The organism is Roseibium sp. (assembly GCF_039982295.1).
Taxonomy (GTDB): domain Bacteria; phylum Pseudomonadota; class Alphaproteobacteria; order Rhizobiales; family Stappiaceae; genus Roseibium.
In genome coordinates, this window is the sequence record NZ_JBDWYP010000066.1 from 1 (window position 1) to 11,865 (window position 11,865).

General features: G+C 51.4%; 12 protein-coding genes and 1 tRNA gene. 3 read left to right on the forward strand and 10 right to left on the reverse strand.

Annotated elements, in window-relative coordinates; translation table 11 throughout:
• Positions 1-63: 63 nt before the first annotated feature.
• Positions 64-140: transfer RNA gene (locus tag ABJZ52_RS14650), tRNA-Met, on the forward strand.
• Here ABJZ52_RS14650 and ABJZ52_RS14655 read toward each other — a convergent pair.
• Both ABJZ52_RS14655 and ABJZ52_RS14660 read right to left on the reverse strand, forming a co-directional pair.
• Complete coding sequence (locus ABJZ52_RS14655; RefSeq protein ID WP_348313508.1) at positions 97-1,776, reverse strand: recombinase family protein; 1,680 nt, start codon at positions 1,774-1,776, stop codon at positions 97-99. The two genes, ABJZ52_RS14650 and ABJZ52_RS14655, sit on opposite strands and share 44 nt — an antisense overlap.
• A gap of 2 nt (positions 1,777-1,778) precedes the next feature.
• The gene (locus ABJZ52_RS14660; RefSeq protein WP_077291301.1) at positions 1,779-1,961 is read right to left on the reverse strand and encodes a hypothetical protein; all 183 of its coding nucleotides are present in this window, start codon (positions 1,959-1,961) and stop codon (positions 1,779-1,781) included.
• A gap of 558 nt (positions 1,962-2,519) precedes the next feature.
• Here ABJZ52_RS14660 and ABJZ52_RS14665 point away from each other — a divergent pair.
• On the forward strand, positions 2,520-2,948 hold the full coding sequence (locus ABJZ52_RS14665; protein ID WP_348039360.1) for a hypothetical protein: 429 nt from the start codon (positions 2,520-2,522) through the stop codon (positions 2,946-2,948).
• On the opposite strand, the gene ABJZ52_RS14670 is transcribed toward ABJZ52_RS14665, so the two are convergent.
• From ABJZ52_RS14670 to ABJZ52_RS14690, 5 genes are read right to left on the reverse strand one after another with little or no spacing between them, the layout of a single operon-like run.
• Positions 2,914-3,342: a hypothetical protein gene (locus ABJZ52_RS14670; RefSeq protein ID WP_348208692.1), complete on the reverse strand. Its 429-nt coding sequence runs from the start codon at positions 3,340-3,342 to the stop codon at positions 2,914-2,916. The two genes, ABJZ52_RS14665 and ABJZ52_RS14670, sit on opposite strands and share 35 nt — an antisense overlap.
• Before the next feature lies 1 nt (position 3,343).
• Positions 3,344-4,870 carry a type IV secretory system conjugative DNA transfer family protein gene (locus ABJZ52_RS14675; RefSeq protein WP_348039362.1) on the reverse strand — a complete coding sequence of 509 codons (1,527 nt, stop codon included), beginning with the start codon at positions 4,868-4,870 and terminating at the stop codon, positions 3,344-3,346.
• Between the two features lie 3 nt (positions 4,871-4,873).
• The gene (locus ABJZ52_RS14680) at positions 4,874-5,935 is read right to left on the reverse strand and encodes a vWA domain-containing protein (protein ID WP_348189843.1); all 1,062 of its coding nucleotides are present in this window, start codon (positions 5,933-5,935) and stop codon (positions 4,874-4,876) included.
• Between the two features lies 1 nt (position 5,936).
• Positions 5,937-6,620 carry a hypothetical protein gene (locus ABJZ52_RS14685; protein WP_348039364.1) on the reverse strand — a complete coding sequence of 228 codons (684 nt, stop codon included), beginning with the start codon at positions 6,618-6,620 and terminating at the stop codon, positions 5,937-5,939.
• 5 nt (positions 6,621-6,625) lie between these two features.
• The gene (locus ABJZ52_RS14690; protein ID WP_156912388.1) at positions 6,626-7,234 is read right to left on the reverse strand and encodes a hypothetical protein; all 609 of its coding nucleotides are present in this window, start codon (positions 7,232-7,234) and stop codon (positions 6,626-6,628) included.
• 133 nt (positions 7,235-7,367) lie between these two features.
• Between ABJZ52_RS14690 and ABJZ52_RS14695 the strand changes: the two genes are divergently transcribed.
• Positions 7,368-7,955 carry a hypothetical protein gene (locus tag ABJZ52_RS14695; RefSeq protein WP_348039365.1) on the forward strand — a complete coding sequence of 196 codons (588 nt, stop codon included), beginning with the start codon at positions 7,368-7,370 and terminating at the stop codon, positions 7,953-7,955.
• Positions 7,956-8,479: 524 nt separating this feature from the next.
• On the opposite strand, the gene ABJZ52_RS14700 is transcribed toward ABJZ52_RS14695, so the two are convergent.
• The 3 genes from ABJZ52_RS14700 to ABJZ52_RS14710 form a co-directional block, all read right to left on the reverse strand.
• Positions 8,480-9,628: a beta family protein gene (locus ABJZ52_RS14700; RefSeq protein ID WP_348039366.1), complete on the reverse strand. Its 1,149-nt coding sequence runs from the start codon at positions 9,626-9,628 to the stop codon at positions 8,480-8,482.
• Positions 9,621-10,922 carry an XRE family transcriptional regulator gene (locus tag ABJZ52_RS14705; RefSeq protein WP_348039367.1) on the reverse strand — a complete coding sequence of 434 codons (1,302 nt, stop codon included), beginning with the start codon at positions 10,920-10,922 and terminating at the stop codon, positions 9,621-9,623. Before ABJZ52_RS14705 ends, ABJZ52_RS14700 begins: the two co-directional genes overlap by 8 nt.
• Before the next feature lie 131 nt (positions 10,923-11,053).
• Positions 11,054-11,665, reverse strand: coding sequence for a hypothetical protein (locus tag ABJZ52_RS14710; protein ID WP_348039368.1), 612 nt, complete (start codon positions 11,663-11,665; stop codon positions 11,054-11,056).
• Positions 11,666-11,865 lie beyond the last annotated feature (200 nt).

An 11,865-nucleotide genomic window follows, 5' to 3' on the forward strand; every position in this document is an offset into this window, starting at 1 on the left:
AGGTCGCTGCCAGGCCTGCAAAGCGCAGATAAATATATCTCTTCAACAAAGCCTCCGACCTAACGCGGGATGGAGCAGCCCGGTAGCTCGTCAGGCTCATAACCTGAAGGTCGCAGGTTCAAATCCTGCTCCCGCAACCAACTTGTCCTGCTGGTTTTCGCCAGCATCGCTTTCCTCGGGTTTGTCTAACCCTAGCAAAGCCTTATGTCTGGCAAGCTCAGTCTCATCCACCTCGGATAGAGACTTTTTATCCGCCGAAATCGCAAGAATTCCAGCGAGGTCACCGTGAAGGTCGGCGACCAGACGGTTTTCGCTTTCGTCTGGTGTAAGCACAATCTTCTCGATCAGTGATCTAATAACCTCCGCAGCTTCAGAACGCGTTTCTTCGGCGTTCAGAGCCTGTATGAAGGTTTGAACCTGTGAATGGTATCGTTCGGCCATAGAAGGATGAATCATTGGCGGAGCGACCACAATATCCGTGAGCATGGATTCCAGCGCTACACGCCTGTTTTCCAATTCATGCATCTTGTCTTTGATAGGCGCTACTGGAGCGCCGTCAGCAATCGCATCGACCATCTGGTCTAGACGCTTTTTAACTTGCTTGTGTTCGTTCTGATATCCTGCAAGAGCAGCATTGTGGTTCCGGCGCAGCTCGTTCATATGTCGCGTATATTCTTCGCAGAACATCTCGCTTAATTTGGGGTCCATGAGATGGGTACGAAGCGCCTTGAGTACGTCTTCTTCCAACTTTTCCCTTTTGATAGCCTTACGATTATCACAGGTGCCTTTGTTCCTTGCGTTAGAACATCCAAGGTGGGTTTGGGAAATCATTGAGAAGCCGCCGCCACAGCAACCGCATTTCACCAAACCAGAAAACAGGTTCTTCGGGCGTTGTTTAGCCCAGAGCGGCTTATCTTGTTTGTTGATCGCGCCCTGCCGATCTTTGACCTTTCTCCAAAGCTCCTCATCCAGAATACGAAGCCCCGGTACATCTTGAATGATCCAGTCTTTTTCATCGTTCAGTTTTGAGACGCGCTTGCCTGTGGTCGGATCTTTCAGGTATCGCAAACGGTTCCAGACCAATTTTCCGATATAGAGTTCGTTGTTCAGGATGCCTGTACCGCGATTGCGGTTCCCGTTGATCGTACTCGGACCCCAGCCGTTACCTGTTGGTCCCGCAATGCCCTCTTTGTTGAGTTGTTGAGCGATTGCCTTTGGAGACTTGCCTGTGGCGTACTCACGGCAAATGCGCACAACGATTGCGGCTTCCGCCTTGTTGATCGTGCGACCGCCCTTTTCGTCGCCCGGAATGATGTCATAGCCGTAGCACTTGCCACCGCCGGACTTTCCTTGTTCCACCCGTCCGCGCAGACCGCGACGCGTCTTATCGGCCAGGTCTTTCAGGAAGAGGGCATTCATCGTGCCTTTCAGCCCGATGTGAAGCTGTGAAATCTCACCTTCCGACAAAGTGGTGATCGCTACATCTGAAAACGACATGCGCTTGAAGATGGCTGCAATGTCTTCCTGATCACGGGACATGCGGTCTAACGCTTCCGCGTAGACCATCGAGAATTTACCCGCAGCAGCATCCTGCATCATCATCTGAATGCCTGGGCGCATCATGGACGCGCCGGAGATCGCATGATCGGAGTAGCAGTTTATGACCGTGTAACCGTCTTTCTCAGCCCGCTCCTTACACATACGGATTTGATCCTCGATAGAGGCATCGCTTTGCATGTCGGTGGAGTATCGGGCGTAGATAACGGCGTTGGTCATGATTATAGGTCTTTCTCTAAATTGTTTTCCTCAGACCCATTTTCAGCGGCTTCCTGATTGAAATCCGCCTCTGCTGCGTTTCTTGCCAGAAAACGTACCAAGCCTTCCAACTTGATGCGCTTTTCCGCATCGTCAATATCGCGCACGGCACGCAGCCAAATTTGATCTGATAGCTTATGCTTCATAATAGCCGCCTTTCAGATCAAAATGAATAAAAAAGTAAAATACGAATAAAATACCAACATAACCTATAGTAGCATTATGTAAATTTATAATACAACCGTAAAGTATAGTTCTGTACGAAAGAATAGATGAGTCGTTCGCCATAATCACCTCCCTGCGTTAGAGGTAATCTTAGCGGTGCTCTTGGTTCGTTGCGGTGTGTAACCCGGGTCCTTTCAGGCTTGCGGCGACAATTCAGAATTCAATTGCAGTGCCTTATCGTCCCCACCTCTCACCTACATGGAGCCGATACCGGAAATTTTCGGGAAACAACCTACAAGCTGCTTCACACAGTTTCGGAAAAAAATTCGGGCGGCGAAAAAAAGTTCAAAAAAATTTTTGATTCAGGATCAAAGACTTGTATCCAACTGAATACGAAATCCGATTCACTGAACAGAATCATGGGCTTGATCACCTGTGGAAAAAAGTGCCACTCTCAAAATGTCGTCGGGAAAAAGTTAACAAATCCTTAACGTGGAGTACCCGTCGGTTTCTAAAACTGGTCATTTTGAGGCGCAACTATGACTCAGCACAATACCAAAGAACCGATCTTCGTCCTCTCCAACCATCAGCTCGTCAATAAGGTAACCTATCGCAATCACGTCTGGGTGCCTGCCCTTCAAGCCCATGCAGAACTTCCGAGCAGAGCTGCATGGCTTGAAGCCTTGCCGTTGATCTATGAATACACGGATCGTTTTTTCTTCAAGAACGGGAAACGTTACATGCCGAGTGACATCGACACGATCTTCCGTGATCCGCAGAATCGTTGGATGTCCAATTTTCTGAAGGCGGATGGATCGGGGATGGCACCTGCTAGCTACTCTCACCAATACGAACGCCTTCGGATGATTGAACTCTATTGCCGTCTTCGCGGAAATGACAATTGGCCTGTTACGACCAACTCAAATCCGCCTTCTAGCGGGGGACTGCAGTTCGAATTGCCATTGTAATCAGTAATGCCGAGCCCGCCCAAAATTCAGGGCTCGGCAGGCCGAACCAGTAAGGTAGGCTGAAAACGCCAAGCCAAATCAACAAGCCCAATATCCTCTCAAGCCCTGATTGATGATGACGGGTTTGCTGTGCAATCGCCTCTCCCCGCGCGAGCCGTGTTCCCAGACCAAGCTGCGGTCTCGCACGAAGTTCGTTCATTTTGCGCCAGTACCTCACTTTCGAAAGTGAATAGATCGTCGTCACAAGTTGGATCGGTGGGGCAGCCAACCAGACGATCATGTTCAGCGCATTGTGAAAAAGCGGCAATTCGATGCCGTAATGCCGAGCGATAATCGCCAGGCAACCCCATGACAGAAAGCTGACGAAAACCGTCAGTAGCGTCATCCCGAACATTTCAGCCTACCCCTAAAGTTTCAGCCAGAATTGCCCCTAGATCCGTTCCAGGAGCGGTGAAATCGATTGAATGCTCAATCGGTCTGTGTGCGTGGTGCGGGTGGATGGAATAAAGTGGCTGGTCGTAGCGATCACGATAGCGCCGATCCAAAAAGTAGACTGGTCGATAGCCGGTAAATGGCCGGGATGCGGCAAGCTTGACGACCTGTACGCTGGGGTGAAGGCTCATCAGTTCATCCGGTGTGATTAGGAGGCGGCCAGCCAGCCCGTCACTCATAGAGCGGTAATCCGGTGAGCCGAAAAATGAAACGCGCTGTTGCGCTGAACCATAGGCTAACCGCTCAATCGTGCCAGACCCGCCAAGTTGAGACAGATAGCGGGCAGTGAAAAAATCGTTTGTCCCAAAACACTGCACGCTTGCTGCGTTCGCGATAAAGGTTTCCCAGCGATTTTTGTAAAGGTCATTGAGCTGTGTGAAATCCTGAACCACGCAGACAAGTTGAAGGCCGTAACCAGCCATCTGGCCGAAACTGCGTTCGATGATTTCCATCCGTTCAAGTGTCGGCATTTCCTCCAAGAGGATCATCACCGGAGTGGCTGGCTTATCTTCAAGAGTTGTCACAGTGTTGATGAAGGTGGAGACCAGCACCCGTAACCAGCGTTTTGCTGCGCGAATTCGACGACCAGGCAGAACGATGTAAATCGTTGTATTCTCGCCGATATTGCGCAAATCAATATCAGTGCCGGACAAGCTGGAAGACAGACTGCTGCTTTCCAGAAAGTGCGTATTGCGCTGCGCGGTAGAAACAACGCCGCTTAGCTCCCGGTCAGCCTTATTCAGGATACGAGCAGCTGCAGATCGGATTAGCTCATATGGACTATGAGCCATTTGATCGACGAGCTCGGAAAATCGTTCAGCATCACGATTGAGATTCCTCCTCACACCGCCGAGATCGCCGCTTTGTTGCGCTTCGGAAAGGATCAGACCCGCGATTATTGCTGTGGCTTCACCGCTCCAATGACTTTCGCCTTGACCGTCAGGAATGACGCAAGCCTCGGCGATTTCGAGCGCAGCATCGAAGGGATCAAGATCTTCCAGACCTACACCATCGACTGGATTCAATTTCGAAGGCGAGAGTCCCAATTTGCTGCAAACGCAGTTATAGGGATCGATAATGTGTACGTCTTGTCCGAGGACATCGCGGCGATAGAGCGCTGTGATGAGGGCAAGTTCACCGTCCTTAATATCGAGGACAACAGTCGATCCAGGGTGGTCGAGCAGGCGGGGAATTGCGCCCGAAACACCTTTGCCGCCGCGCGTGGGCGCAACAATAAGCTGGTGACGTGCTCCGCCATATGTGACAGGCATCGCGCCATAGTCGGAAAATTCGGATGGGAGATATCCAAGCAGGTGATGCGAATTCGGGCCATATCCGCGAGATACAAGGTGGGCGGCATCTGCCCACCTCGCCGACCCATACTGATGAATATCTGAAACCCACTCCTGTGCGTTTCGATAATCGCTCATGGGTCAGGGCATCGCTGTTTGAGCACATTGGCGCAGCTTGAGCACAGTCTGTTTGCGGTAGGCTTCGCTCACCACATCAAAATACTGACCAAGAGTGCTCGCAACATCGCCCGTATGCTGCAGGTAATTATCAGCGACCCCCTTGAGCCAGCGATCTTCGCGGGAACCCAGGAAATACACAAAGGTCGGTGCACCGCCTTTATTGGCAAGCACCTGCGTTCCCATGTTCTTGTTGTCCGTGACCGCGCCGTCCGTGAGAATAATGACCGCCTTCTGATGGTTCTGGCGGGACGTGTCATTGAGCCACGTATAGCTGGTGTTCAGCGCAGGAAACAGATTGGTGCTGCCGCCGATAGCCATCTTTTCCAAATCGAAGTTCGAAGGCTGGCAAAGTTTGGTTCCCAGCCCCTCCGTCTCATCGAAACTGGTGGTATCCGCAAACGCCCCGACCGAGCAGGTTGCCGTGTCCGGCAGGTTGTCAATAAAGGACAACGCGGATTTGCGAACATCGCCCATGACAGTGCTCATCGATCCGGAACGATCCAGTAGAATGACGAACGTCATCGGGAAGGTTTTCGGTTCGACCTCAATGATCGTGCGCTCGAAACACAAGGCTTTACCCGCCGTTGTATAGGCGGCAAGCCGCTCACGCGGAGGCACGACAATGCGCCGCTGATGATCTTTGAATAGCCCGGCGACAACCAAGCCAGAAGGCGTTTTCTGCACCCTGGTGATTTCTGTCGTTCCGCCTGACCATCCGATTACAAGGTCATGTTGCGCATCAATCGCGTAGCCACGCTTAATCGAAATGCCAAGTCCATCTTTGATGTCGATGGATTTGACCATTTCTAGGACGCGTGCCGATGGAACAAGGCTAGGATCGGTTCGAACGTTCAAGGTGACGCTGGCTGAAAAATCGAGCATCCGCTTCAGATCAAACTGAACCGTTGGCGCCTTTTCGACCTGCGGGATGATCTGGATTTTCGCCTCGGCAGGCGAGAAAACCAGTAAGGACTGGATGATGGCCGAAGCCATCACCCTTTTCATGCTGGAGGAACGTTTCATATCAGCGGCCCTCCAGAATTTTGCCGTTTGCTGCACGCGTGCGTGCAGCATCCATAAGGTCGAATTCAATTTCGCCTTTCTTTGCACGCTGAAGAACGCCCGCCTTCTGGAGGTAGTTCAGATAGACGGCATCCTGATCGGCATGGACATTCAACAGCGTGATCTGACTGGCCTTCTTTGCCAGTTCAGCGAGCGCCAATTTCTTTGGCGCAGGCTGAGGCAACTTGATCGTCGTGTCGCCTTCATCGCAGGGGAAACTCGCGTTGATCATCGGACCGATGCCGATAAGGCGAACTTCGTCCGGCATTGTGATCCTAGTCGTCAACTCCACCTGCTCCCAGGCCAAGACCAGATCCGAGCAGGTGTCCTTGAACTTGATGAGTTCAAGAACCGCGTGTCCCTGTTCGTAGAGCTGGGCAGGCGTTCCAGACCAAGTGACCTCGGTCGGATTCGCCGAGAGCACAATATGGATCAATGCATGTCTGGTAGTGCGTCGGCGACGGAACTTGACCAGTTCGCCAAGCAGGTAGTTGATCGGCGTTTCGGCTGCCTTGCGATCCGTAACGACGCCACCGTTTTCGACGACCAGAAAGATGGCGATTTCATTTCGTTGTTTCGCCGTCACGGTATTCGGCATGATGCCAAACACGGTGACGGCCAGAGCGACGAGTGTTTTCTTCAACATGCTGCTTACCTCGCCAACTTGGTCTTCAAGGAATAGGCCGCACGCACGGCCAAAAGCCCAAGCACGGTGTTCACGATGGCAACGAGCGCAGCGACGAAGACGCCCAGCCCCTGATTGTTCGCAAGGAACTCCATCATCGGGTTCGTATCGGTGGTCTGGAAGGGGCCACCAACAGACTGACGGGCGATCAGTGTGTAGAGATTGACCGTTTCGAGCGCGAAGACCAGGCCATACACACCCAGGGCAAGGATCGCGTATATCTTGTTGGTCGGATCGGAGAGCCACGCTTTGGGATCGCGATAGATGCCGCGACTGATCACCTCCGACCAGATTGCCATCGGCACGGCAATGCTGAAGACAGCCAGCAAAAACGCGAGCAAATGGGAGACGGTCATCTCGTCATCGATCCCGCAAAAGATGCCGCCGGCACCTGGCAGATCGCACAGATACACGTTCGACATCATTCCCATCGTTTCGGAGTAGGTTCCGAACAACAAGACCAACATGCAGCCTTTAAGGCAACCTGTGCCGACCAATGCGGCGATCTCCGCAATAGGCGCACCACCCGGCATCGGCGGTGGCTGCATGTGGAAGGGTTTTCTGGAGTTTGGCATGACACCATCCTTGTTAAAATGCCCGCTCTCTTATTCGGCGGGAACTTCGGGATGGTGTTCTTAGCGTTGAGAAAGCGCTCCCTTTTCTCGACCTGCACTTGTCGATGAATTGGGAACAAATTAGGAAAGTTTCATGCCAAATTTGATACGCGAAATGCGTAGACGCGCACCACTGCACTATGAAGCGAAGGCCGACAACGCGCGGGTCGCTGCAAGAATTATACTAGACACAAGCGATGCAGTGCAGGCGCAAGCCGCAAGTTCAATCGGCTATACCGGAAGCACCGGAATTGCATTACGCGAATCTTTTCACAGGGAATGTTCGATAGCGCTTGAGCTTGTTGTGAAGGCTGTAATCGCCCAGAAAATTGAAATGAAGCGCTCCAATAAGAAGGTGACAACTGTCCCGTCCTCCCACGATCTGGTGATGCTGTGGGCAACTGCCGGGTTGCCGGAATTGTCTTTGGAGGATCGTGAAACGCTGGTGATAGCTAGACGTGTTCTAAATTGGGCAGGACGCTACGCTGCACCCAAAAATGATGAACGAGAAGACAAACTGTATTCGGAGGAAAGGCGGTACCTCAAAGACGAACCGCGACCTGGCGAGCTTCGAGCTAAGAAGCTCCGGAGCATCGATTGGGATCAGTTTGACCGTCTTTACAAAATTGCAATTGAAGCGTTTTGGTCCCTCAGGTCAGAGGCAAATCCCGAGCTTTCGTGACTGATGCTATTGAGCATGGCAGCAGAGTTAAGAGTGAAGGCAAGATGTGTTTTGTAGTACAAAACCTATCTTGGCAGGGGAGACATTGCATTCTCCCCGTGCACCCCTCACGCCTTGGCTCCTCCAGGGCATTGAACCCATTTCAGAGCCAGCAGAACGTATCGCCGTTCCATCACTCGCAGACGTTTGGCCGCTGCACCACCACTTGGGAATGAGCCTCCAAGCTCCCCCAAGACCCCCATGGCAATTTCATTGAGACCAACCCTTCGCGGATTGGATGCCGCCATCGTCTTTCCGATGGATCACGCGTAGGAGATGTCACTCTCCCTGCACCCATCGATCAGGAGGCTATCGCGCCGCCCTGAACCCACTCGCAGGACTTGGAGACATGCCTCTCCACCTGCACCAAACCAAGCACAATCGACTGGCCGATTGATCTCCACCAGGGCAAATGCTGCCCATGGACCCTGCAAATTGGTTTCACCCTTCGAGGCGCGCCACGGAGACTATACGAATGGAAGGGCTTAAAGATCTTGAAGGAACTCAAGCTGTTTAGCATGCTCCTTTTGATCGGCCGGGACATCGATGATGATACCCCTTGCTAGAGCAATGTCGTGAACTACGCGCGTAAGATGGTGGGTGGTGTTGATCTGACGCCATGTTGTTGAATTGCCCGGCCCGCCCGAACCGTTTGCCGTGTTGTGAATATACTCGTCAGCTTGAGAGAAGTCGCGACCCGCAAACTGCCCGCTATTCAGAATTTGAGTTGCAACCCACTGCATACGAGCTTTGTCCTTACCGGTTTCGGCGCCCCTTGAGACCAGCCAGCTCTCGGGTGTGGTATATCGGTAATGCCGGATGGCAGCAGCACTACCTGCTCCGAAATGCATCTTCGCGCTATCGGCAGCGTAATCGCCGAACACAAAATTTTCTGGGGTGGCTGACGATAGGGAAATTGCCTTGCTCCACGCGATCCATTCGTTGCGTGGAACGATCTCGACCGACCCGTGTTGGGCCGGGTTCACTTCCGGGAAGCTTGTCCCTTGGAATACGATAGATTCCCAAGTTCCAAAGGCTTGGATGTCTTCATATGCACCCTCGATAATCTCAGCAACACCATCAGGCTCTTCAAAATATGAGCCTTGAAAATCCACTTGGATTGAACAGTTGCCGCTCGAAATTTTCAGTCTAGATAATTGCTTGTCCAGCCTGGACTTCAGATTGGTGTCTAGCAGATCGTCGGCCTTCAATGAGACCATAAATTGGAGTTCTCTTGAGCGATCGATGGAGTTCAAGAGCCCGTCAAAACGTGGGCTTTCAAGGTCGCGCAAGGATGCTACTGGTATCGCGTCAACGCTCCCCGACCTTGCGCTTTCATAGAGCTTGGGCAACCAGTCGGTGGCTTTCTCTTCGCCAAACTCCTTGTATATATACCTCGGATTCAGGAAAGCCGACCGGCCGCGCCAAAATGGTGCAAGTAATTGCCCGGCATTTGACTGACCTTCAAGCTGATCGAACAGATCGAAGTTCAAATTTTCCCGCTCTGCGCTCGGGGGGATGATGAAGTGCGGTCGAATAAAATCCTTGATGATATTGCGCAGGTTAACGATACCGTTAAGCTCTCCGGTCTTCATCCTCAACAAGGGGGAGTATAGAGTTAGTCCTTTATGCATGGGTATGATTTGCCTCCTGTCCGAAGAACAATTTTCTAACTTCTCCCCGTCCGGTTCTGTCAGAAAAGATAGCATAGTTGTTCCGCTCTTTACGAATGCGGCCAAACACTATTGCGGGATGAATTTCCAACTGGTCGGCAAATTTAGTAATGGCAGACGCGCTCTTTGAGATGCGTGCTGGACTGCGTCTCCATTTTTCTTCTGGTATTAGCAGGTTTCCGGCAAATTCATTCGCTTCTTGCTCCAGTTCATCTAGCTTCGAATTCTCCATATCATCGAAGAATCCAACTGAAAGCCCCGTCCTGTAATGCAGAACAACATGGGCTACTTCGTGAAGCAGGGTGAACCAAAAATTGTCTATGGTGTCCCTCAGTAGGGAAAGCCCGATTACAGGAACCTCGTTTATCAAAAATGCAGCGCCATCCAGCTTTAACCCTGGGATTTGCCTTTCGAGGATCAGCACAATTCCATGTTCTCGAAGCATATCGACAGCCAGTCTGGGGCCGTCTTTTTTGCGGCTAAGCTTGACAAGATCACAAAGCCACGAAACCTGCATGGGCTGGTAAGATAGCTTCTCGTTTTTGATCTCTTCTTCGGCCTTTCTTGTGATCTGGGCCTTCCAGAACAGCAGCGACCAGTCTTCTTTCAAATCGACAACATTGAGACCTGTGCGAAGCATAGATGGAGAACCATACTTAACAATATGATCTGCAACATTCTTCTTTAGCTCAGCCAGAGACCCTTCTTCAGATTCGATGTTTTTGTTCAGCCAACCGTTATCGCGAGCGTGCTTGAGAACTTTCCGTGCTTCGTCCGGAGAAATATCTTTTGCCAGTGACCAGCCATTTTGCGGTTCGGCATGCATCGGAACGAGCTGCACACCCAATACGCTGGCGAATTTTTGGTAGTTAGCCAGGCTTAGGGATCGATAACGCTCAATCTCATATCGTTGGATCTGCTGTTCTTTGAGACCTAGCTTTCGCCCAAGCTCCTTTTGAGACAAGCCGCGTGATATTCTGGCGACTATAAGCGCCATTCCGGGATCGTTACCCGCACGGGCTTTTAGAGCGTCAATCTCTCCTATCTTTCCTTTCTCGTAGGCATCAAGCGCCTGTTTCAACTCGTCTCGTTCGGTTTTAAGTGCTTTGTTGACGCCCGAGACGGCTACGCTAGGCAAGCCCTGTACGATTGACGCGAGTATCTGCTCAGACGAAAGCGCGCGTTCGATTTCAGCGATTGCTCTCTTTGCATCTGCTGCTTGTCGGTCTGAGGATATGAATTTACTGATGGCCATAAGCCAAGATTACACATCAAAATTGTTGTGTTCAAGTTTTTTGATCTTTTTGTCCCCAGGCCTCAAAAACGGGGAAGGTCTATGTGATGGCGGAGGCAATCGAAAATTGGAGCCAGGAAGCCGGACGTTGATCAGTCTGTATCCTCGTCCTGATCAGCGAACGAAAGGCCACGCAAGATTTCCCAAACAGCTAGGAAATGATCGTGTGCTATGTAGCCGAATTTTGGTAGATCGTCCGAGAAGTAAATTTCATCCAAGCCATTCTCATAGCAATGTCTCATGTATTCCGTAAAAATGATTCGAAGCAAACCGGACAGCCTTATATGCATGTTGTTGCAAATAACTGCTTCAATCATGCTTGTTTTAAATCCGTACCAATTGGGTAAGGCAATTTCCGGGCGAACAGCGACACCTGCGTCTGTTACAAAAAACTCATCAAAGGCTTCCTGAACAAGTCTAATAGCTTGCCCGATGAAAGCCGAATGTAGGTTTTCAAGCCAATGGTCGTTTTCACCGAGTTGGTCGAACAGGAACTGAACAGCATTTAGCCTTTCTTCGTCCGAGTCGCCAAACACAACTCCCTCGTCAGAAGCTGTGCGGTGCGGGCTGAATGGATTGATGAGGCACAGAACAATTGTGTTCGGATTTGGAAATGCGGGGCAGACTTCACCCCAATACTGACGCGCATACACGAATCCATGTAGCCCCTGCGCTTCAAGCTTCTGCGCAATGAGGCTGGTCATCGTCTTAAAGGCTCTTTGCGTATATTCGGGAGGCGGCTCTCCTGGTTTTCCCGCATCAATCTGAACCGCCCCGGGTTTGCCGGAGGCTGTTTGGTTTAAGTTATGCTGCCACCGCCGGTTGATCCTGCGTGGCGTAGTATCGTTCCTCCGCTTCAGCCGGAGGGATGTTTCCTATGGTCTCCAGAAGACGCCGGTGATTG